General features: G+C 71.4%; 21 protein-coding genes and 1 riboswitch. Of the genes, 4 read left to right on the top strand and 17 right to left on the bottom strand.

Annotated elements, in window-relative coordinates:
• Window positions 1-30 precede the first annotated feature (30 nt).
• From zwf to ACIBF8_RS18760, 6 genes are all read right to left on the bottom strand, one after another.
• Entirely contained in the window at window positions 31-1,410 is a 1,380-nt protein-coding gene (zwf, locus tag ACIBF8_RS18785) for a glucose-6-phosphate dehydrogenase (protein ID WP_396784411.1), read from the bottom strand.
• Between the two features lie 239 nt (window positions 1,411-1,649).
• Complete coding sequence (locus ACIBF8_RS18780; RefSeq protein ID WP_396784409.1) at window positions 1,650-2,099, bottom strand: hypothetical protein; 450 nt, start codon at window positions 2,097-2,099, stop codon at window positions 1,650-1,652.
• Between the two features lie 11 nt (window positions 2,100-2,110).
• Window positions 2,111-2,620 (bottom strand): EndoU domain-containing protein, encoded by a 510-nt coding sequence (locus ACIBF8_RS18775; RefSeq protein ID WP_396784408.1) that lies wholly within the window; start codon window positions 2,618-2,620, stop codon window positions 2,111-2,113.
• A 3-nt stretch (window positions 2,621-2,623) separates the two neighbouring features.
• Window positions 2,624-3,118 (bottom strand): hypothetical protein, encoded by a 495-nt coding sequence (locus ACIBF8_RS18770; protein WP_396784407.1) that lies wholly within the window; start codon window positions 3,116-3,118, stop codon window positions 2,624-2,626.
• 1 nt (window position 3,119) lies between these two features.
• A complete protein-coding gene (locus ACIBF8_RS18765; RefSeq protein ID WP_396784405.1) occupies window positions 3,120-3,362 on the bottom strand; it encodes a hypothetical protein in 243 nt (80 codons plus the stop codon).
• Window positions 3,363-3,375: 13 nt separating this feature from the next.
• A complete protein-coding gene (locus tag ACIBF8_RS18760; protein WP_396784403.1) occupies window positions 3,376-3,864 on the bottom strand; it encodes a YbaB/EbfC family nucleoid-associated protein in 489 nt (162 codons plus the stop codon).
• A 287-nt stretch (window positions 3,865-4,151) separates the two neighbouring features.
• On the opposite strand from ACIBF8_RS18760, the gene ACIBF8_RS18755 reads away from it, so the two are divergent.
• A complete protein-coding gene (locus tag ACIBF8_RS18755) occupies window positions 4,152-4,868 on the top strand; it encodes an alpha/beta fold hydrolase (protein WP_396784402.1) in 717 nt (238 codons plus the stop codon).
• Window positions 4,869-4,958: 90 nt separating this feature from the next.
• On the opposite strand, the gene ACIBF8_RS18750 is transcribed toward ACIBF8_RS18755, so the two are convergent.
• The gene (locus ACIBF8_RS18750) at window positions 4,959-5,717 is read right to left on the bottom strand and encodes a hypothetical protein (RefSeq protein ID WP_396784400.1); all 759 of its coding nucleotides are present in this window, start codon (window positions 5,715-5,717) and stop codon (window positions 4,959-4,961) included.
• Window positions 5,718-6,184: 467 nt separating this feature from the next.
• Here ACIBF8_RS18750 and ACIBF8_RS18745 point away from each other — a divergent pair, with 467 nt between their 5' ends.
• Entirely contained in the window at window positions 6,185-7,186 is a 1,002-nt protein-coding gene (locus tag ACIBF8_RS18745) for a tyrosine-type recombinase/integrase (RefSeq protein WP_396784399.1), read from the top strand.
• A gap of 6 nt (window positions 7,187-7,192) precedes the next feature.
• Here ACIBF8_RS18745 and ACIBF8_RS18740 read toward each other — a convergent pair whose 3' ends face one another.
• The 5 genes from ACIBF8_RS18740 to ACIBF8_RS18720 form a co-directional block, all read right to left on the bottom strand.
• On the bottom strand, window positions 7,193-7,864 hold the full coding sequence (locus ACIBF8_RS18740; RefSeq protein WP_396784398.1) for a fasciclin domain-containing protein: 672 nt from the start codon (window positions 7,862-7,864) through the stop codon (window positions 7,193-7,195).
• A gap of 93 nt (window positions 7,865-7,957) precedes the next feature.
• Window positions 7,958-10,066 (bottom strand): M14 family zinc carboxypeptidase, encoded by a 2,109-nt coding sequence (locus ACIBF8_RS18735; RefSeq protein ID WP_396784396.1) that lies wholly within the window; start codon window positions 10,064-10,066, stop codon window positions 7,958-7,960.
• A gap of 115 nt (window positions 10,067-10,181) precedes the next feature.
• Window positions 10,182-10,982, bottom strand: a complete 801-nt coding sequence (locus tag ACIBF8_RS18730; RefSeq protein ID WP_396784395.1) for an MBL fold metallo-hydrolase — start codon at window positions 10,980-10,982, stop codon at window positions 10,182-10,184.
• A complete protein-coding gene (locus tag ACIBF8_RS18725) occupies window positions 10,979-11,779 on the bottom strand; it encodes an alpha/beta hydrolase (RefSeq protein ID WP_396784394.1) in 801 nt (266 codons plus the stop codon). The genes ACIBF8_RS18730 and ACIBF8_RS18725 overlap by 4 nt, the downstream gene beginning before the upstream one ends.
• Window positions 11,780-11,890: 111 nt before the next feature.
• Window positions 11,891-12,670 carry an endonuclease/exonuclease/phosphatase family protein gene (locus ACIBF8_RS18720; RefSeq protein WP_396784392.1) on the bottom strand — a complete coding sequence of 260 codons (780 nt, stop codon included), beginning with the start codon at window positions 12,668-12,670 and terminating at the stop codon, window positions 11,891-11,893.
• 181 nt (window positions 12,671-12,851) lie between these two features.
• On the opposite strand from ACIBF8_RS18720, the gene ACIBF8_RS18715 reads away from it, so the two are divergent.
• Window positions 12,852-13,622 carry a sulfite exporter TauE/SafE family protein gene (locus ACIBF8_RS18715; protein ID WP_396784390.1) on the top strand — a complete coding sequence of 257 codons (771 nt, stop codon included), beginning with the start codon at window positions 12,852-12,854 and terminating at the stop codon, window positions 13,620-13,622.
• On the opposite strand, the gene def is transcribed toward ACIBF8_RS18715, so the two are convergent.
• Together def and ACIBF8_RS18705 are read right to left on the bottom strand one after the other, a co-directional pair.
• Window positions 13,619-14,128 (bottom strand): peptide deformylase, encoded by a 510-nt coding sequence (gene def, locus ACIBF8_RS18710; protein WP_396784389.1) that lies wholly within the window; start codon window positions 14,126-14,128, stop codon window positions 13,619-13,621. The genes ACIBF8_RS18715 and def overlap by 4 nt on opposite strands.
• Window positions 14,129-14,160: 32 nt before the next feature.
• Entirely contained in the window at window positions 14,161-15,414 is a 1,254-nt protein-coding gene (locus ACIBF8_RS18705) for a chorismate-binding protein (protein WP_396784387.1), read from the bottom strand.
• 123 nt (window positions 15,415-15,537) lie between these two features.
• Here ACIBF8_RS18705 and ACIBF8_RS18700 point away from each other — a divergent pair, with 123 nt between their 5' ends.
• On the top strand, window positions 15,538-15,738 hold the full coding sequence (locus tag ACIBF8_RS18700) for a DUF5999 family protein (protein WP_007460326.1): 201 nt from the start codon (window positions 15,538-15,540) through the stop codon (window positions 15,736-15,738).
• 149 nt (window positions 15,739-15,887) lie between these two features.
• Here ACIBF8_RS18700 and gcvP read toward each other — a convergent pair whose 3' ends face one another.
• From gcvP to ACIBF8_RS18685, 3 genes are all read right to left on the bottom strand, one after another.
• Window positions 15,888-18,710, bottom strand: coding sequence for an aminomethyl-transferring glycine dehydrogenase (gene gcvP, locus ACIBF8_RS18695; protein WP_396784386.1), 2,823 nt, complete (start codon window positions 18,708-18,710; stop codon window positions 15,888-15,890).
• 75 nt (window positions 18,711-18,785) lie between these two features.
• Window positions 18,786-18,884: riboswitch (glycine riboswitch) on the bottom strand.
• A gap of 84 nt (window positions 18,885-18,968) precedes the next feature.
• Window positions 18,969-19,811: an NAD-dependent protein deacetylase gene (locus ACIBF8_RS18690; RefSeq protein ID WP_396784385.1), complete on the bottom strand. Its 843-nt coding sequence runs from the start codon at window positions 19,809-19,811 to the stop codon at window positions 18,969-18,971.
• A 77-nt stretch (window positions 19,812-19,888) separates the two neighbouring features.
• Window positions 19,889-20,956, bottom strand: a complete 1,068-nt coding sequence (locus ACIBF8_RS18685) for a MerR family transcriptional regulator (RefSeq protein WP_396784383.1) — start codon at window positions 20,954-20,956, stop codon at window positions 19,889-19,891.
• Window positions 20,957-20,983: the final 27 nt, after the last annotated feature.

The following is a 20,983-nucleotide window of genomic DNA, read 5'->3' as shown; positions in this document are numbered from 1 at the left end:
CGCACCGCCCGCGGGCGGTGCGCGACGCCGTCAGCGCAGGTCCGGGGTGTGCCAGCCGCCGGCCAACGCGTCGGCGTCCGCTGGACCCCAACTGCCCTTCTCGTACGACTGCACCGCCGCCGGCAGATCCAGGATCGGCTCGACGATGCGCCACTCCTGCTCGATCGTCTCCGCCCGCGCGAAGCGCAGGTGCTGCCCATCCATCGCGTCGTCGAGCAACCGCTCGTACGCCTCCTGCCGACGGCCCAGAGCCGCGCCGAAGTCGACGGACAAATCCACCGGACGGCTCGCCACCTCGGCACCCGGGCTCTTCGCCTGGATCGACATCGTGATGCCGTCACCGCGCCCGAGACGGAACCGCAGCAGGTTCGCGGCCGTCGCCGTGCCCCGCTCGGCCGGGATCAGCGAGCGCTGCGGCTGCTTGAACTCGACCACGACCTCCGTCGCCGTGCCCGGCAGGGACTTACCGGTGCGCAGGTAGAAGGGCACGCCCGCCCAACGGGGGGAGTCGACCGTCAACCGGGTCGCCACGAACGTCTCCGTGTTCGAGTTCGGAGCCACACCCGGCTCGTCGCGGTAACCGGCGTACTGACCCCGAACGGTGTACTCCGGCGACAGCGGCGCGATCTGCCGCAGCACGGCGGCCTCCGCCTCCCGGAACGCGGCGGTCTCCTCGCCGGCCGGCGCCTCCATCGCGATCAGCGCAACCACCTGCAGAATGTGGTTCTGCAGCACGTCCCGCGTGGCGCCCACCGTGTCGTAGAAACCGGCCCGGCCCTGCGTGCCGAACCCCTCGGCGAGCGTGACCTGAATGTTGTCGATGTGCTCGTTGTTCCACAGCGGCTCGAACAGCCGATTGGCGAACCGGAAGGCGTAGAGGCCCTCGACGGCTTCCTTACCGAGGTAGTGATCGATGCGAAACACCCGCTCCGGCGCGAAGGCCGCGCCCAGCGTGCGATCCAGCTCGCGGGACGACTCCAGGTCACGCCCGAACGGCTTCTCCACGATCACCCGACCCCGGTCAGCCAGACCGACCGCCGCCAGGCCCTCGACGACGGAACCGAACACCGCCGGAGGAATCGCCAGATAGAAGACCGGTCGTTCGGCGTCGCGCAGCCGCTCAGCCAGCCGCTGGTACGTCGTCGGGTCCGCGTAGTTACCCGAGATCATCGAAAGGTTGCCCGCCAGCCGGTCGAAGGTCTCGTCGTCGACCTCGTCGTTGGCCTCATTGATCGACTTGCGGGCTGTGGTGACCAGCTGCTGATCATCCCAGGGGGAGCGGGCCACGCCGATCACCGGGACGTCGAGGCGGTCGCGCCGAGTCAACTCGTACAGCGCCGGGAACAGCTTCTTCGACACGAGGTCTCCCGTGACGCCGAACAGCACTACCGCGTCTGAGCGCATGTGCATGGCACTTCCATTCGATCATGTGGTTCTGATCTTCCGAACGGACAACGGCGCGACCCGCTCCGGGAATTCCCCAGCGAGCGGCGCACGTGAGGTCGGCGACAGCGGCGGCGCTCACCTTGAAGGAGGCTGACAGGCCGGGTGTGACGTGGGTAACGCCCGACTCACCCTGATCGAATAACTTCGATCATCATAAGGCCGGAAACCCCGACGCTCCACCCACCCACCGGAACCGACCGGTGTCAGAAAAGCCTTCCACGGTACGGGTGGGTGCGACCCCAGACCTGCTCCCACAGCCGAACCTCGGCCTCCGGCAACGGCAGCTCGGGCGAATACTCCCGGTACGCGCCCGGGGTCTCCGGGATGGCGGCCAGAAACCGCCAGTAGTCCTCCAACACCGGCCGCAGCTCATCGAGCGAATACTCACCCTGCTCGCTGTCCGCGTAGTGGTTGCGGAACCGGATGCCGGCCGCGTCGATCGTCACGTCGTAACTCTCACTGGTCCACGGCTCAACCGGGCCGCCCTTGGCGGCATCATCGACCGTCGCCAGAGCATCGAGGACCACGCCGAAATGCTTACCGACCTCGCTCGACACCCACGCCCCCAAGGGGCGGTACCGCTCGTAGTGCGTCGGGTCGACATCGAACCGGACACCGCCGCTGGCGCTGAGGTGGAACGTGATGAGGGGCAAGAAATTCTCCGTCAGAGCGTCGGCCAGCCGTTGCCGAGAGTGCCGTTGGGACCATACCAGCCCTCGATCCGGACACCTTTGTAGAAGCCCTCCCACTTGTTGGTGTTCGGAATCGCGGTGGCGTTCTGGAACGCCGTCGGAATGGCGGCGTCGACCTGCGCCGGAGTCCAGTGGTCAGGAAAGAAGGTGCTCACCCCACCGTTACCGCTCTTGGGCACCCACCGGCCGGTGGCCTGGTCGAAGTAGAGCGGACGCGCCGTGTACGGGCCGTTCGGCGTCGGACGATTGACCGAGCCCGGCACGATCCGGCGCTCCGGGAAATCCTGCCCACCGGGGCGGTAGTGGTAACCCGAGCCGTACGGGTTGTTCGGGTTGTTCGCCGGCCGACGCACGTCACCGCGGAACACGTGGCTACGACGCTCGTGATCCAACCGCCCCGGGCGCTGCCGACGCTTGGCCTTCTTCAGGTAGCGGAACGCCGCCGAGATGAGCTTCCCGCTGCCCCTCGAACGCGCCGACACCGCCTACGCCTCCAGCAGAGTGAAGAGCACCTCTTGGAAGAGGTTGCTCACCACGGTGCGCGCGAGCTGCTGAAAAATCGGGATCTCCAGGAGGGTGGCCCCGAACGAGACCGCCGCCGTCGCGATCGCCTGCGCGATCTGGATCGCCAGGATGACCAGCTGAACGATCACGGCGATCTTCAACGCCAGCACGATCATGCCGCAGATGACCAGCCCGGTGCCCGTCAACGTGGCCGCGGGCACGCCATCCCGAATGCTGGCGACCGGGCCCTCCTCATTGCTCCACCACTGCTGGAACGCGGTGATGTCGGCACCACTGTTGCCCGTCCAGACCGGAGCCGCACCAGCGTTGGCAGTGCCGACGATCGAGCCGAGAGTGCCCGCGAAGGACATCCACGCCTGCCCCATCTCGGCGAGCTTCTGCTCGTCAGCCTCCGGCCAGTTGAAGCCCAGAATGCCCAGCAACGAACGCAACTCGTCGGGAAGCTGCAGCCCCACGTCAGCCCCCGAGGCCCTGCTGCAGGGTCGTGAACGAACCGTGGATCCGTTCCTCGATCTCCCGATAGGTCGCCGCCATGCCACCCAGATCAAGGCCCGCCGCCCCGATCTCGTCCATCGCCGTGGCGAAGCAGTCGAACGCGAACTCGGCGACCGCCTCGTGCGCCGCCCCGATCAACGCTCCGATGTCGTCACTGCCCCACGGCTGCCCGAACGCCGCCAACTCCTGCTGGAACGCGGCCACCGCCTGCCCGAAATCACCAGCGACGCGCTCCAGACCCGACCCGGACGATGCCAGGGAATCGGGATCGACCTGGATGCCCGGCCCGGTCATCGCCCGTCACCCGCACGCCGCACGAGCATCTCCTGCGCCTGCACAGCTGGTTGGTGAACGCCGACAACTGCCGACCCGTGCTCTCCTGGATCTCCCGAAGCCGCTCACCGAGCCCGTCGAGGTCGGCGCCACCGCCCGGAATCCCCGCCTGGGCCTGAAGATCGGCCAGAGACGAGTTGACCGCTGCGGTCAACTCCTCGGCCAGGACCTGACTGGACAACCGCATCACCCGAGGATCAAGAGTGATCTCGGTGACGCGCCCGGGCAACGCCGTGCGGACCACCACCAGCCCGTCGGCGGCGCTGCCCTCGCCAGCCGGCGGCTCCGCCGCGCCCTGCTGGAACTCGTCGAGCGCGGCCATCGTGTCGGACAGCAACTTGCCGAGACCGGACGGATCGACAGGGCTGGTCACGTCGAGCCCCCCTTTACATCGACCGACGTGAGAAAGCCTAAACGAACCGGTCAACCTGTCGCAGCCCCGGCACACACCGTGACGACCCCCGACCAGCTACAAGCCGCTCCACGTGGGGGAGAGGGCCGCTACCGCGTCCGGCGTACGCACCGGCACCAGCATCCGACTGCTCGTGAGACGTTGTCTGGTGCCACCGCCATCACCCCAGTGAGGAATCGACCATGAAGCTGGCGTTCGACCAATCAGCGGGAACCGGACCAGAGATCGTCTGCCTGCCCATGTTCAGCATGACCCGCGCTGCCACGGCCGCCGCCTTCAGCCCGGCCTTCGCTGGCGCCAACCTCCGCGAGACGTACCTGGACCTGCCCGGCCACGGCGACACCCCAGCCAACGGCGAACCCACGTCCCAGGCGGTGCTGGACACCGTGTGCGGGTGGCTCGACCAGCACACCGACGCGCCGGTCCTGTTGGCGGGCGCCTCCTACGGCGCGTACCTGGCCGCCGGCATCGCCCGCCAACGACCCGGACTCGTCCGCGGCCTGCTCCTCGTCTGCCCCGGAGTCACCATCGCCCGCGACAGCCGAACCCTGCCCGACGCCCCGCCGCTCGACGCGCCCGCCGGCTGGCTCGACGCAGCCCCCGGCGCACTGCACGCACACCTCGACGCCGCCCTGGGGCATCGCACCCCGGCCGTCGTCGCGGCCGTGCTCGCGGCATTCGACTCCGGCGGCCCCGGCGACGCGACGTTCCAGCAGCAGTTGCAGACCGGCCCCGACTACGCCCTACCTGACGAGAACAGTGACGCCGTGTTCGCCGGGCCGGTCAGCGTGATCACCGGCCGACAGGACCGGATCGTCGGCTACGCCGACCAGTTCCGCGCCATGCGCCGCTATCCGCGCGGCACGTTCACCATGGTCGACGCGGCCGGGCACTACCTGCCGTACGAACAACCGGCGCTGCTGCGATCGCTCACGCAGGACTGGCTGCGCCGGGTGTCGGCGTAACACCAGTGCCCCCCGGAAGCTACCGTCGAGTGAGATTCGATAATGCACATTATGTAAAGTTGGGTGTTCTGGTGGTCCCCTCGACAGCGGTCAGTCGCGGGTCAGGCCGGGCGGGCACGCGTCCTCGTCCGGTGCGACGCGGCGCGCGTTGACCAACGGGTTGCGCTGCAGACGGGTGATCACGGCAGCGCTGCCGCCGACGTCGGTCCAGCTGTCGTCCCACAGGGCGGAGACGAGCCAGGAGCGATCCCGTGGAAAGAACAGGTCGGGCAACGCCCCGTCGCCGCGCATGTGACCGGTCCGCCACGTGCGGGCCTGCTCCGGCCCGGCCTCGACCAACACGTAGGGCCAGTCCCAGTAGAGGGACACCCGCGAAGCGTGTGGGAAAACGACGTCGTGGGCGCCGGTGTCCAGATAGCCCAGCCACCAGGGCTGCTCCGGTGTGCACGCGGCCAGCTCGTCGATCAGGGCGCGTTCGTGGGCGTCGAACCCGACGCCGTCCGGCGGATAGCAGGTGGCGTACGCCTCGAACAGCGGCGGGATCGCGGTGGTGATCGAGAAGCCCTGGGTGGTGCGCCCGGCGAGCCAGGCGACGTCGCTGGCCGTGCCGATCCGCCAGGTCCGGCCGTCCCTGCTGACGTCCATGGGATCCGTCCGGGTCGTCGGGTCTCCCGCATCATGGCCGACGGCGGTTGGCGACGCGTGTGGAGCCAACCCGGGCCGGCCGGCAGCCCGCCACTGGTGCCCCGCGGAGCAGACCAGATCCGTCGGACCGTCCAGGTCCCGGTACACGGTGGGCGTGCCGGGTCGACCACAGCTGGGACAGCTGGCGGCGGCGGGCGACGTCATGCCGCGCACGATACGTGCTCCTCGGTCAGTTCCGGCCGTTCTCGCCAGCAACTGGAGGCCCGGCTGGCCGCGTTGGATGGGCGGCTCCGGTCCGGTCCGGCGGCGTGCTGAACGCTGTTGCCGCGCTGGGCGCTGTCCCGGCCGTCCGAGCCGCGGCCCACGCCGGCGATCGGCTGGTTGGCGCGACGGGCTGTCAGGCTGCGTGTGGCACCGCGTGCCTGTCGAGTTGCCCCACGTCCGGGACGCGGCACCGTCCGGGACGCGGCACCGTCCGGGACGCGGCACCGTCCGGGACGCGGCACCGTCCGGGACGCGGCGTGCGCCTGGTGACCCGGACAGCGCCTGCCCCACTGCTGGGGCAGCTCGACAGGAACTCAACAGCTCATCCGGTGCCGAAGCCTGGATGGGGGGTCGCTCCCCCTCTCCCGCGCTTCCCGCGAACGCGAAAATGCTGCATAATATCCCTTATGCATGACAAAAAGGACGAATCGCTCAAGGTGTTGATCGAGGAGTTCCTGACGGCGCGGGCCACCCGCAAGCCCTCCCCGCACACCCTGGCCGCGTACCGGAGGGATCTGCACGCGGTGGCCACCCTGATCGCGGAGGATGCCACCCCTCCCCTCCCCCTGGCCGCCCTGTCGATCACCGCCCTCTCCCCCCGGGTGATGCGGGCGGCCTTCGCCCGGTTCGCCGCTCCCCGGGCGCCCGCGTCGGTGCATCGGGCCTGGTCCACCTGGAACAGTTTCTTCACGTTCCTGGTCGCCGACGGGTTCGTCGCGGGTAACCCGATGCCCGCGGTCGGGCGGCCTCGGGCGCTACTCCCCCAGCCGAAGCCGCTGCGCGGCGCGGACACCCCGGAGGTGCTGCTCGCGTCCGCCGCGCGGGACGACGGTCGGCAACGCGACCCGTGGCCGGAGCGGGACGTGGCGGTGTTGGCCGTGGCGCTCTGCGCGGGGCTGCGCCTGTCGGAGTTGCTGGCGTTGCGCGTCGACTCGCTCGGTGGCCGGTCCGGTGAGCGGCGGATCGAGGTGACGGGCAAGGGTGGGCGACCCCGGGTGGTGCCGATCGAGGCGGATCTGGACCGGGTGTTGGTGGACTACCTGGACAGTCGGGCGCGGCGGTTCGGTTCGCGGTCGGTACGCCCCGACTCGGCGTTTCTGGTGGATCGGCGCGGTGAGCCGTTGCGCCGTGGTGGCCTGCAGTATCTGGTGGAGTCGTGTTACCGGCGGGCGGGCATCGGTGACCGGGTGCCGCGTGGTGCGCGGTTGCACGCGTTGCGGCACACGTTCGCGACCCGGTTGGCGGAGGACGGTGCGAGCGCGGCGGAGATCATGCGGTTGTTGGGGCATGCGTCGTTGGCGTCGTCGCAGACGTACATCGAGGTGACGGCCGGGCAGCAGCGTGACGCGGTCCGGGCCAATCGGACCAACCGCGCGCTGGCGGGTCTGGCGTCGGTGCCGCCGCGGTGAGCGCGGTCAGTGTGCGCGGTGGCCGGTGCCGTCGGCGGTGACGGGCAGTGGGCCGAGGACGGCGTTGATGATGTGGATGCGGGCGTTGGTGGCCTGGTAGTCGGCGCAGATGGTGTCGGCGCGGTCGCCGAGGCGGGCGGTGGGCTCGGTGCGGGTGACGGTGACGGTACTGCCGTCCAGGGTGGTGGCGGTGCCGGCGGTGGTGAGCTCGGCGATCGGGTGGGTTCCGCTGATGAGGTGGGCCTTCAGCAGGGTGCGGAGTTGGTCGGTGTGGTGGGTCATGAGGTCGTCCCAGTTGTCCTCGGAGAAGGTGGCGGCGAAGGCGTCGTCGGAGGGCGCCAGCACGGTGACGCCGGTGCCGGCGGGCAGGTCGGTGAGGACGCCGCTGGTGCGCAGGGCCGCTTCGAAGGTGGTGAGGGTGGGGATCCAGCGCAGCGCCTGGTCGACGGGCTGACTGGCGAGGAAGGCGGGGTTGCCGGGGTCGGTGCCGGTGGGCAGGGCGGCGCAGAGTGGCCCGGTGACCTGGGGTGCGGTGGTCGTTGGGGTGGCGTCCGTGCGGGGCGCTGCGGGGCTGGCGGTGCAGGCGGCGAGGAGCAGAGTCGGCACGAGCAGTGTCGGCACGAGGCGGCCGAGGGCCCGTGGTCGGGGGTGTCGCGGCGGGTTGGCGGATTGCGACACGGCGGCCTCCACGGTTTGCGGGTGTGGGTGGGATGTGCCGGCGGCGGGGGCACCAGGCCCGCCGCCGCCGGCGCTCGGTCGGCTAGCTGGTGGTCACAGCGCCGCGCACTGGGTGGTGCGGGGGCCGTGGACGGTGTTGGCGATGCCGAGGTTGGTCGGGGTGGGGTTGTTGCCGGTGCAGCTGAGGGGGCCACGGATGGTGGTGCCGGCCAGCAGCGGGGTGTCGGTGCCGGTGGTGTTGGCGGACAGGTCGGTCGGGCCGGCGATGGTGACGTCGATGATGGAGATCGCGTCGGTGGTGGCGGTGATGCGGACCGGGCCGTTGATGGTGCTGTCGGCGAGCAGGAGGCCGGCGGCGCCGGTGGCGGTGAGCGGGCCGCTGATGGTCGTCGCGGTGGTGACGAGTGCCGCGCCGGCCCGGACGGTGACCGGGCCGTTGACGGTGGCGTCGGCGGCGCAGGTGAAGCCGGTGACGACCAGGGGTCCGTTGCGGCGGCCGGTGAGGGTGGGGTAGACGCGTTCGCCGTTGGTCAGCTTCTCCACGCCCGACGGGTCGAGGAGCAGCGGGATGAGGCCGCGTTCGGGTTGGTTGAGGGGTACGTAGTAGCCGTCGCCGGTCTTGATGACCTTCCAGCCGTGGGCGGCGATGCGCTGGGCGACGGTGGTGCCGACGCCGCCGGGTCCGTCGGTGCGGGCGCCGTGGTACTGGGCGTCGGTGAGTTTGTAGGCGCAGGGCGCGTTGTCGAGGATCAGGTCGGTGGGGGGCGCGTCGAGCGGTGGTGGGCTGTCGCCGGGGTGCGGTGCCGGGTGGGCGGGGATGGGGCGGGATCCGCGGAAGACCAGCCGGCCGGTGTTGGCGGCCTGGAATTCGATGGCCTCGGCGCGGGCTTTCAGGATGTCGTCGAGGTTGGCGCGGTGGTAGTCGAGGAACTGGTGGAACGTCCACAGGGCGGAGTAGGTCTTGCGGCGCCGGTTGTTGGCGGTGTTGCCCTCGTCGGGGCGGGTCTGGCCGCCGGAGCTGCGCAGTTCCAGCAGGGAGTTGGTGACGTTCTTGAGGCCGAGGGTGTTGCGCAGGATGGTTTCCTCGCTGAGGCCGACGTTGCCGCCGCCTTCGCAGCCGTAGGGGCAGGCCCACCAGCCGGCTTCGGCGCCCTTGGCGTACATGTGGCCTTCGATCATGTCCTGGGACTGGTCGAAGATGGGTTGGGCGACGTTCTGGTGTCGTGGGGGCAGCATCGGCAGGTCGCCGGCGCGGGAGTTGCCGAATTCGTGGCCGTCGTAGCCGGCGACGGGTCGGTAGTCGCGGACCATCCTGATGTACGCGGTGGTCTCTGGTTGGCGGATCAGGGAGTAGTCGCGGTTGAGGTCCTGGCCGGTGGAGTTGCCGCGGGTGTTGTTGGCGCGGCCGTCTCCGTTGATGGTGGGGACGATCAGGACGGTGGTGTGGCGGAGCAGGTCGGTGATGCGGGGGTCGGTGCTGAAGGCGAGTTGGCGGGCCATGATGAGGCAGGCTTCGCGGTCGCCGGGTTCGTTGCCGTGCACGTTGCAGTTGATGGCCACGGGTGCGGTGGCGGCGACTGCGGCGGGGGTGGCCGGTGGGGTGGGGTGGCCGATGACGAGCATGTTGATGGGTCGGTTCTGGACGGTGCGGCCGAGTTCGACGACGCGGACGCGGTCGCTGAGGGCGTCGATGGCGGCGGTGTAGGCGTACTCGTCGGTGTCGCTGGTGTATTGCGCGGCGTGGGTGGTTTCCCATTGGGTGCGCAGCTGTTGGCCGGGGGTGTCGGGGTTGCCCCAGGGTGCGGTGGTGGTGGCGGTGACCGGGTCGGAGTAGGGCTGTTCGGTGGTGCCGATGCGGGCGCGGACGCGCCATTGGAAGGTGTCGCCGGGGTGGTAGCCGGCGTCGGCGAAGGTGGGTGCCTGTTGGTTGATCTGGCGGTTGGGTCGCCAGATGCCGACGATGGTGGGTGCGCCGGTGGGGGTGTTGTCGGCGTCGACGGGGGTCCGTTCGATCTGGTAGTCGGTGGCGCCGTCGACGGGTTGCCAGGCGAGGGTGGTGTATCCGTCGGCCTGGTGGGCGGTGAGGGCGGTGACCTGGTCGGGTAGCGCGGCTGGTTGGGCGTTGACGGGGGTGGGTGCGGTGGTGAGAGTGACGGCGATGAGGGTGGACACGGCGATGAGGGTGGGTCGCTGGCGTCTCATGTGGCCTCCGACGAGTTGATCGTGGCGCGTATCGACCAGCATGATCGTCGAAGTTCGTCGATGCAATGATCTTGAGGAAATCTTGCGACTCGGTGGTGCCCTCCCCCGGGGTTGGTCAGGCGGGGACGGTGGTGGGTTCGCCCGGTGGGAGCCAGCGGATGCTGTCGCGTACCGGCGGTGGGGCGGCGGCGAACGCCCGCTCGATGACGTCGCGGGGCTCCTGGAAGTGTTGCCAGCCCTCGTAGTGCACCGGGATCGTGGTGTGGGGTCGCACTGCGGCGCACAGTTGGACGGCTCGCCGGGCGGTCATCGAGTAGCGCAGCGGCCCGGTGACCGGGAACCGTACGCCGCCGAGGTGCAGCAGCACGGTGCCGATCCGGATGCGGGCGGCCGCAGCGCGTACCCGGCGGGTCAGCACGGTGTCGCCGGTGATCCAGAGCGCGCCGTGGTGTTGTCCCTCCCAGCGCAGGGCGAAGCCGATGACGTCGCCGACGATCGGGCCACTCAGGGGCGGGCCGTGCCGGCAGGGGGTGGCGGTCACCTCGATCGTCGGTCGGTCGGGGTGTGTGAGGCGGGTGGTGTGCCCGGCGCGTAGACCTCGGGTGTCGGGGCCGAGCCGGCGTGCCCCGGATGCGGTGGTGAGCACGGTGTCCGCGTCGCTCAGGAGCGCGCGGCCGGTGTCGTCGAGGTTGTCGCCGTGGTGGTCGTGGCTGAGTAGCACCGCGTGGATCGGCCCGAGGTCGGCGGCGGGGATCGCCGGGCCGGTGACTTTCCGCGACGAGGTGCCCCAGCCGAAGGTGTAGCGCCGCCCGGGTGGGTCGAACGTCGGGTCGGTGAGCAGCCGCCACCCGCCGACTTCGATCAGTGTGGTGGGGCCGCCGATGTGGGTGATCCGCGGCGGCTGCGCAACGTTCACCGGGCGTGCCGCAGGGCCCAGTCGAGGGCGTCGTCGGCGATCTGCTGCCAGCCCTGCTGGGCGGGCAGCAGGTGCGCGTACCCGTGGTAGAGCGTGACCTCGGTGAGGGTGTCGCCCTGGTAGTGCGCGGCGTTGGAGCGCTGCACGCTGGGCGGCATGATGTGGTCTTCCGAGCCGGAGATGAACAGCAGCGGCGCGCGGTGGTCGTTGTGGTAGTTGACGGCGATGTCCTGGGGGCCGGGCAGCAGGTTGGCCAGGACGCTGTCCCAGAGGATGCCGCCGGCGGCGGGGATGGCGTAGCGCTCGTACAGGGCGCGGGCCTCCCCCTCGTCGAACGTGTTGGTGAACGCGTAGTTCCACTGCTCGAAGGTGAACCCGACGGCGCGGTGCCGGTTGGCGGGGTTGCGCAGCACCGGGAAGGTGGAGCGCAGCTGCGAGAACGGAATGACTTTGACGCCTTCGGTGGGCGCCGAGTTGAGGGCGACGGCGCTGGCACCGTACCCCCGGTCGAGCAGCACCTGGGTGAACGCCCCGCCAGCGGAGTGGCCCATGATGATCGGCGGCGTGGGCAGTGCGGCGACGACCGCGGTGAGGTGCTCGATGATCTGCGGCGCGGTCAGTGTCTCCAGAGGGCTGGGGTCGGCGTTGATCGCCTCGACCTCGCCCTCCAGCCCGGGGTACGTGGGGGTGAGCACTCGGAAGCCCTTGTCCTGGTAGTGGGTGACCCAGTGTTCCCAGCTGCGGGGGGTGACCCAGAACCCGTGGATGAGGACGATCGTGTCCGGCGTGTCGCTCATGGTCAGCTCCGTGTTGTCCGGGGGTGGCGATGACGCAACGGCGGTGGTGTCGGCGAGCCCTACCTTAGACATTCGTGGCCCGCGATGGCGGCTTATCCGGCTGGTGGGTGGTCAGCCGAGGTCGACCAGCAGGGGGCGGTGATCGGAGATGGTGGACGGTGGCGCGGTGACGGCGCGTACCGGTGGAAGGGCGGCGAGGGCGTGCCGGTCGGCGAGGATGTGGTCGAGCTGGACGCGGGGCTGCCCGGAAGGGTAGGTGGGGCGTCGGCCCAGGGGGTGCCAGCCGGAGATGAGCCGGGCCGCGCCGGCGGGCAGGTTGAGGTCGCCGAGCAGGACGCGCGGCGCCGGTAGCGCGCGCAGGGCGCGGACGGTCTGGCGTAGCTGGCGGGCGTTCCAGCCGGGGACGAAGGACAGGTGGGTCGCGGCGACGGTGAGCGGGCCGTGCGGGGTGTCCAGGACGGCGGCGAGGACTACGCGGGGTTCGTCGTGCAGCAGGATGAGGCCGCCGCGGGGGCCGGGCACGTAGACCGGTGAGCGCACGGGCGCCGGTTTGAGTCGGGTGACCTGCCAGCTGCGCACGGGGTGTCGGCTGATCAGCCCGATGCCGTAGCAGGGTTCGCCGTGGCCGTCGTCGTCGTGGCGCAGCGGGCGGAACTGTTCGCCGGGGGTGCCGACGATGGCGGCGGCGAAGCGGTGGTGGGGTGCGTCAAGGGCGCGGGCGGCGTGGGCGGTGAGGTCGAGGTTGCCGCTGCGGTGCTGGTCGCGGTCGACCTCCTGTAGGGCGAGCACGTCGGCGTCGAGGGCGCCGATGGCGGCGGCGAGTCGGTCGGAGTCGACGAGCCCGTCGGTGAGGGACCGTCCGTGCAGCACGTTGAAGGTGGCCAGGCGCACTCCTGCACCTTACGTGCCCGTGGCATGGTTGCCGGGTGGTGAAGGTGCTGCTGTGCTCGGTGCTGGTGTTCGTGGTGGTTGGCGCGTTGGGGGTGTGGTTGCGGCGGGCCCGGGGTCGGTGAGGTGAGGCTGGCCACTTCAGGGCCGGTCGGGCCCTTACCGGTGGGCAGAATTGCCGGCCGTGGACGCCGTATCGCTGAGTACCCTGCTGGCCGCCGCAGCGATGGCCGGGTGGGTCGATGCCGTGGTCGGTGGTGGCGGGTTGTTGCTGCTGCCGGCGTTGCTGGTGGCTGCCCCGGGGTTGCCGGTGGCCACCGCGCTGGGCACGAACAAGTTGGCCGCGATCTTCGGTACGGCCACGGCGGCGACGACGTACGCCCGGCGGACCAAGGTCGACTGGCGGGTGGCGGGGCCGGCGGCGGGGTTGGCGGTGCTCAGCGCGGGTGTGGGCGCCGCTCTGGCCGGGGCGGTGCCGGCGTCGGCGTACCGGCCGGTGGTGTTGGTCGTGTTGGTGGCGGTGGCGCTGTTCGTGCTGCTGCGTCCCCGGCTCGGGGTGGTGGCGGTGCCGGCGAAGCGGACTCCGGTGCGGGTGGCGGCGGTGGTCGCGGTGGCCGGGGTGGGCATCGCCCTGTACGACGGGTTGATCGGGCCGGGCACCGGCACGTTCCTGGTGTTGGCGTTCACCGCCCTGATCGGCGCGGACTTCGTGCACGGCTCGGCGATGGCGAAGGTCGTGAACGCGGGGACGAACCTGGGCGCGCTGGTGGTGTTCGGGGTGACCGGGCACGTGTGGTGGCTGCTGGGCGCGGGGATGGCGGTGTGCAACATCGCCGGCGCGGTGGTGGGGGCGCGGATGGCGTTGCGCCGCGGTTCCGGTTTCGTGCGGCTGGTGTTGCTGGTGGTCGTGGTGGCGTTGGTGGCGAAGCTGGGCCACGACCAGTGGGTGGCCTAGCCGCGGCGACTCGGTGAGTCGAAGCGCCCGGCGCGGATCTCGCGCAGGGCGCGGCGGCGGGTGTCGCCGCGCAGGGTGTCGACGTAGAGCCGGCCGCCCAGGTGGTCGGTCTCGTGTTGCAGGGCGCGGGCCAGGAAGCCGCTGCCGGCGATGGTCAACGGCTCGCCGTGCTGGTCGACGCCGTGGGCGGTGGCGTGCAGGGCCCGCACGGTCGGGAAGTACAGCCCGGGGATGGACAGGCAGCCCTCCTCGTCGTCCTGGAGCTCGTCGGACAGCTCCAGGGTGGGGTTGATGAGGTGGCCGCGGTGTCCGTCGGCGTCGTAGACGAACACCTGGGCGCTGACGCCGATCTGCGGTGCGGCGACACCGGCACGGCCGGGGGCACCGAGCAGGGTGTCCATCAGGTCGGTGACGAGGGCGCGCAGCTCGGCGTCGAAGCTGGTGACCGGTTCGCATCCGGTGCGCAGGACAGGGTCGCCGATGATCCGGATGGGCCGCATGGTCATGCGGGTCAGCGTATCGCCGTCCGGTGCCGCGGTCAGCGCCCGGCCAGGGTGGCGCGGATCGGCGCGGTCTTCGCGGCGGCCTCGGCGACCTCGGCGGACGCGTCGCTGTCCCAGGTGATGCCGCCGCCGGCCCAGGTGTGCAGCCGTTGGCCGTCGGCGGCGGCGGCGGCGGTGCGGATGGTCAGGCCCAGGTCGACACGGCCGGGCGCGACCCAGCCCAGCGCGCCCATGCTGGCGCCGCGTCCGACGGGTTCGAGGGCGGCGATCTGGGTCAGGGCGGCGAGTTTCGGTGCGCCGGTGACCGAGCCACCGGGGCAGGTGGCGCGCAGCAGGTCGGCCAGTCCGAGGCCGTCGGCGACGGTGGCGCGGACCGTGGATTCGGCCTGCCACAGGTCACACCAGCGGCGGACGGCGAACAGGTCGTCGACGGTGACGGTGCCGGTGCGGGCGACGCGGGCGAGGTCGTTGCGTTCCAGGTCGACGATCATGATGTGTTCGGCGCGTTCCTTCGCGCTGGTGAGCAGTTCGGCGCGGCCGGCGGCGGTGGCCGGGCGGGTGCCCTTGATGGGCCGGGTGATGACGTGCCCGTCGGTGACCTCGACGAGGGTTTCCGGGGAGGCGCAGCCGATGGCCCAGCCGTCGCCGGTGAGCACGCCGCCGTAGCGGGCGCCGGGCAGCGCGCCGAGGCGGCTCAGCGCGGGCAGGGGGTCGCCGGTGTAGGGGGCGGCGGCGTGGCCGACGAGGTTGCTCTGGTAGACGTCGCCCCGGCCGATGGCGGCGCGGATCGCGTCGACGGCGGCGGCGTGCTCCCGGGGGGTCCAGCTCTCGGTCCACTCGCCCAGCCACCAGGGTGTCGGTGGGCCGGGCGGGATGGCCGGCGTGGTGCCGTGTTGGTAGACGACGACGGCGAGGTCGGGCAGGGTCGGTGCCGGTTCGGGCGCCCCGGTGGGGGCGCCGGCCAGTAGCGCCCCGGCGGCGGCGGACAGGTACAGCGCCGCGCCGCAGACCCCGGTGCCGTGCTGGCCGGTGGCGGGCCGGGTCAGGTCGTGCAGGGGCAGGCCGTGCGCGGCGAGGAACTCCTCGGCGAGGGCCGCGGGGTCGCCGCCGTCGCGCAGAGACCAGTGCAGGCGGGCGCGTTCGGTGAGCGCGCCCCGGCAGGCAGCCGGTGCGGCGGGCACATCGACCAACGCGGCCGGGCCGCGGTCCGCGGCCAATCCAGCCGGGCTGCGGTCCGCGGTGCATACCTCTGGGAGCGTTTCCACGCCGTACGGTCCAACCTTCCTCATCCGTTCAGTGGATTTCCCGGGCACCAGGTGGGCACCTGCTCGATGCTGGACACTTTCGCTTGGTACTGTGCGTCACTGGTCATGTGAACCATGACACAGTGCCCCCACAGTCCGGAGAACCCGATGTGCCAGCACCAACCGACCTGCCCCTCCGCTGAAGCCACCGACCGGGAAGCCGCGCGGGTCCTCGCCTGCTTCCGTGAGCAGGGCTGGAGCCTGCTCTGCAACGGTGTCATCGTCTTCGAGGACACCGGCGAGCTGCTTCCCGACGGCAGCAGCATCGCACCGCACCGCGGCCCCGCCCGCCACGCCCTCGTGGCCTGACCGACCACTCAGCGTCACCGAATAGCCGCCGTCGACCCAGACTAGTCCCCCGGTAAGGGACATCGCCGCCCAGGTCGCAGCGGCTGCCGGGGCGGCTCATACCGCCCGCCCCGGCGCGCCGCCGTCAGTCATCGACGCCTGCGGCGTTGTCAGTCCTCGAACGCCTCCGGCGACGGGCACGAGCAGACCAGGTTCCGGTCGCCGTACGCGCCGTCGATGCGCCGCACCGGCGGCCAGTACTTCCCGGCCCGGTCCACCCCGGCCGGGTACGCGCCCACCGACCGCGGGTACGCGTGCGGCCACTCGTCACCGGTGACCATCGCCGCGGTGTGCGGCGCGTTGGACAGGGGGTTGTCCCCCGCCGGCCACTGCCCCGACGCCACCTGCTCGATCTCCGCCCGAATCGCGATCATCGCGTCGCAGAACCGGTCCAGCTCGGCCAGGTCCTCGCTCTCGGTCGGCTCCACCATCAGCGTCCCCGCCACCGGGAACGACATGGTCGGCGCGTGGAAGCCGTAGTCGATCAGCCGCTTCGCCACGTCGTCCACGCTCACTCCGGTCGCCTTCGTCAACGGCCGCAGGTCCAGGATGCACTCGTGCGCCACCAGGCCCTTGTTGCCGGCGTACAGCACCGGGAAGTGCCCCCGCAGCCGCGCCGCCACGTAGTTCGCGGCGAGGACCGCCACACCGGTCGCCCGGGTCAGCCCCTCGGCGCCCATCATCCGCAGATACGCCCACGGGATCGGCAGGATGCCCGCCGACCCGTACTTCGCCGCCGAGATCGCCGGCGTCGCGTCCGCGTGCGCGCCCAGCGGGTCGCCCGGCAGGAACGGCGCCAGGTGCGCGCGCACCGCCACCGGGCCCACACCGGGCCCACCGCCGCCGTGCGGGATGCAGAACGTCTTGTGCAGATTCAGGTGCGACACGTCCGCGCCGAACTTGCCCGGCTTCGCGAAGCCGACCAGGGCGTTGAGGTTCGCCCCGTCGACGTACACCTGCCCGCCGGCGTCGTGGACCTTCGCGCACAGCGACGCGATGCCCGTCTCGTACACACCGTGCGTCGACGGGTACGTCACCATGATCGCGGCGAGCGCGTCCCGGTGCTTGTCGATCTTCGCGTCCAGGTCGACGAGGTCGACGTTGCCGTCGTCGTCGCAGGCCACCACCACGACCCGCATGCCGGCCATCACCGCCGACGCCGCGTTCGTGCCGTGCGCCGACGACGGGATCAGGCACACGTCGCGGTGCGTCTCACCCCGCGACGCGTGGTAGGAGCGGATGGCCAGCAACCCGGCCAACTCACCCTGCGAACCGGCGTTGGGCTGCACGCTGACGGCGTCGTAGCCGGTCACCTCGGCCAGCCACGACTCCAGCTGACCGATCATCTCCCGGTACCCGGCGGTCTGCTCATCCGGCGCGAACGGGTGGATGTGCGCGAACTCCGCCCAGCTGACCGGCTCCATCTCGGTGGTCGCGTTCAGCTTCATCGTGCACGACCCCAGCGGGATCATGCCCCGGTCCAGGGCGTAGTCGAAGTCCGACAGCCGCCGCAGATAGCGCAGCATCGCCGTCTCCGAGTGGTGACTGCGGAACACCGGGTGGGTGAGGAAGTCGCTGGTGCGGGCCAGGTCGACCGGCAGGGCCGTGTCGACGGCGCCGTCCACGGCGTCCACGCCGAACGCCGCCCACACCTCGCGCAGGTGCGCGTCGGTGGTGGTCTCGTCGCAGGACATCCCCACCCGGTCGGCGTCGACCAGCCGCAGGTTCACCCCGCGCCGCGCGGCGGCCGCGACGACCCGCGCCGCGCCGCCCGGCACGCGCGCGGTGACGGTGTCGAAGAACGCGACGTCCGCGACGTCCACGTCACCGGCGCGCAACCCGGCCGCGAGCCGCGCCGCCATGGCATGGGTACGCGTCGCGATGGCACGCAACCCGTCCGGGCCGTGGTAGACCGCGTACATGCCGGCCATCACCGCGAGCAGCACCTGCGCGGTGCAGATGTTGCTGGTCGCCTTCTCCCGCCGGATGTGCTGCTCACGGGTCTGCAACGCCAACCGGTAGGCCGGGTTGCCGTCCGCGTCGCGCGACACCCCGACCAGACGCCCGGGCAGCATCCGCTCCAGGCCCGAGCGCACCGCCAGGTAACCGGCGTGCGGGCCACCGAAGCCCATCGGTACGCCGAACCGCTGGGTGGTGCCGGCGGCGATGTCCGCGCCGATCTCCCCCGGTGCGCGCAGCAGCGTCAACGCCAGCAGGTCCGCCGCGACAGTCACCAGGGCACCGACGGCGTGCGCCGCCTCGACGAGGCGCGCGTGGTCACGCACCGCCCCGGACGCCCCCGGGTACTGCAGGTGCAGACCGAAGAACTCCGCCGGCAACTCGTCGCGCTCGACGTCGAGGACCCGCACCTCGATACCGAGCGGCTCGGCCCGGCTGGTGATCACCGCGATGGTCTGCGGCAACGCGTCGGCGTCGACGACGTACACCCCGCTCTTGCTCTTGGACGCCCGCCGCGCCAGGGTCATCGCCTCCGCCGCCGCGGTGCCCTCGTCGAGCATCGACGCGTTCGCGGTGGCCAACCCGGTCAGGTCGGTGACCATGGTCTGGAAGTTCAGCAGCGCCTCCAGCCGGCCCTGGCTGATCTCCGGCTGGTACGGCGTGTACGCCGTGTACCAGGCCGGGTCCTCCAGCACGTTGCGGCGGATCACCGCCGGGGTGTGGGTGCCGTGGTACCCCAACCCGATCATGGAGACGGCGACGGTGTTGCGCGCGGCGAGGGCCCGCAGCTCGGCGATCGTCTCGGCCTCGGTGGCCGGGTCGGGCAGGTCGAGGGTGCCGTGCCAGCGGATCACCTCGGGGATCGCGGCGTCCATCAGCTCGTCGATCGAGTCGTGCCCGACGACCTCCAACATCCGACGCTCATCATCGGGGCCGGGGCCGATGTGACGGGTGGCGAACTGCTCTACGGTCATCAGGGGCACTCCCGGGGCGAGGTCGACGTGTCGGCCTCCCCCTCTGTCGCACCCACGATGGGGCGCTCCACAGTGCCTGCCCACGAGGTCCTTTTGCCTGAGAGGTTCCGGGGAGGATTTGCCCCTTCGGCGCCGCCCTGCGTGCTGTCGGGCGGTCTCTCCCACGTGGGTGTTACCGGCGTGGTCAACGCTACCAGCGTTGGTGTTTCCAGCAGATGTCCTACCCCCGGGCCAGGCACCGCATCCAGTGACCCACGATCACACCTTGAGCGGCGTCCCGGCGCCGACGCGCGCGGCCAACCGCGGCAACACCGTGCCCAACGGCGCGTCGACGCACACAGTGGCGTGGCCGTCACCACGGGTCGGCCCCTGGTTGACGATCCCGACCGGGATGCCCCGTTTCGCGGCGCGGATCACGAAACGGCGCCCCGACATCACCGTCAACGACGACCCGAGCACCAGCAACGAGCGGGCCCGCTCCACGGCCGCGAAACACCGCGCCACCCGCTGCGGCGGCACCGTCTCACCGAAGAACACCACGTCCGGTTTCAGCATCCCGGTGCCGCAGATCCCGCAGTCCACCGGCCGGAACGCCGCCACCTGCTCGTCGGGGAGATCAACATCACCGTCCGGGTTGACCCCGGCGACGCGCGCCACGAAATCCGGGTTGGCCTCCCGCAGCCGCCGGTGAAGCTCCTCCCGGGAGGTCAGGTTGCCGCAGGCCAGGCAGGTCACCTCGTCCAGGCGACCATGCAACTCGATCACCGCAGTGCTGCCGGCCGCACCGTGCAGACCGTCGACGTTCTGCGTGATCACCGTGTCCACCAGGCCGGCGTCTTGCAGCTCGGCCACCGCCCGGTGCCCGGCGTTGGGCGCCGCACCCGCGATCAACCGCCACCCCAGGTGGCTACGCGCCCAGTACCGCCGCCGCGCCAGCGGATCACGGGTGAACGCCTGGAAGGTCATCGGCGTGTGCCGCCGCGCCACCCCGCTGGGCCCCCGGTAGTCCGGAATTCCCGACTCGGTGGACAGACCTGCGCCGCTGAGCACCACCACCCCACCAGCGGCCACCAGCGAGGTCAACGCGTCGAGGCTCTCCATCACCCCTCCATGCTGCCTCAACCCGTCCGCGAACGCCGAACCCCGCGACGGGCCCCCCGTCGGCGCGGTGGCGGCGGCTACACCGCGACGACGTCGGCGACGACGCAGGCCATGTTGTCCGGCGCGCCCTCGGCCCGCGCCAGGTCGATCACCTTCCGCACCGTGTCCTCGGGATCGGCGGTTACCGCCAGCGCCGAGCGCAGGTCGGCCCGGTCGACGACCGCGGACAGCCCGTCGGAGCACAGCAGGTACCGGTCACCGGGCAGCGCGGTGCGCAGCGCAAGATCCGCCTCGACCTGCCGACCGCCACCGAGGGCGCGCACCAGCACCGCCCGCTGGGGATGCGTCGCCACCTGACCCCGGTCGAGCCTGCCCTGATCCACCTGGGCCTGCACCCAGGTGTGATCCTGCGTGAGCAGGGACAGCTCATCGCCGCGCAGCAGATAGGCGCGGGTGTCACCGACGTGCACCAGCGCCAGCCGGGAACCGCTGAGCACCATCGCGGTCAGCGTGGTGACCGGCTGGGCGGCGTCGGTCGCCAACGCGTGAACGGCACGGTCGGCGTCGCTCACCGCACCCGCCACCATCGTCAACAGGTCGACGGCCGGCACCTCGGCGAGCGTCAACGGCTTCAGGGCGTCGATGGCGGCGGCGCTGGCCGCCGCGCCACCAGGCCCCCGCATACCGTCGGCCACGGCGAGCAACCGCTCGCTGGCGTACGCGGCGTCCTCGTTGCTGTCGCGCACCAGCCCGGTGTCACAACCGGCGGCCGAGCGGACCGCGACGGTGCGATTCGGCGCGGACATGGTGGCGCCCCCGTCGGACAGGTGGTCCACGAGGATCGTGGCGAGCCGGGCGCGAGCGGCGGTGTCGGCGCTGACCTGCCGCCAGTACGCGCCAACCGCCTCCGCCGCCTCGGCGGCCTCCAGACCACACACCACCCGAATCGTCGCCAGCGGCATGCCGATCCGGCGCAGCTGGGCGACCAGCCGAGCCACCGGCAGCTGCGCCGGGTCATAGAGCCGGTACCCGGACTCGGGGTCGACGGCGGCCGGCACCAGCAACCCGACCTGGTCATACAGGCGCAACGCCTTCGGCGTCAGCCGCACCGCCCGCGCGAACGCCCCGATGGTCATGAGCCCCACGACGACATCCTCCTCGTACCGGTCACC

The organism is Micromonospora sp. NPDC050276 (assembly GCF_044459545.1).
Classification (GTDB): Bacteria; Actinomycetota; Actinomycetes; order Mycobacteriales; family Micromonosporaceae; genus Micromonospora.
This window is presented reverse-complemented; position numbering and strand designations above follow the sequence as displayed.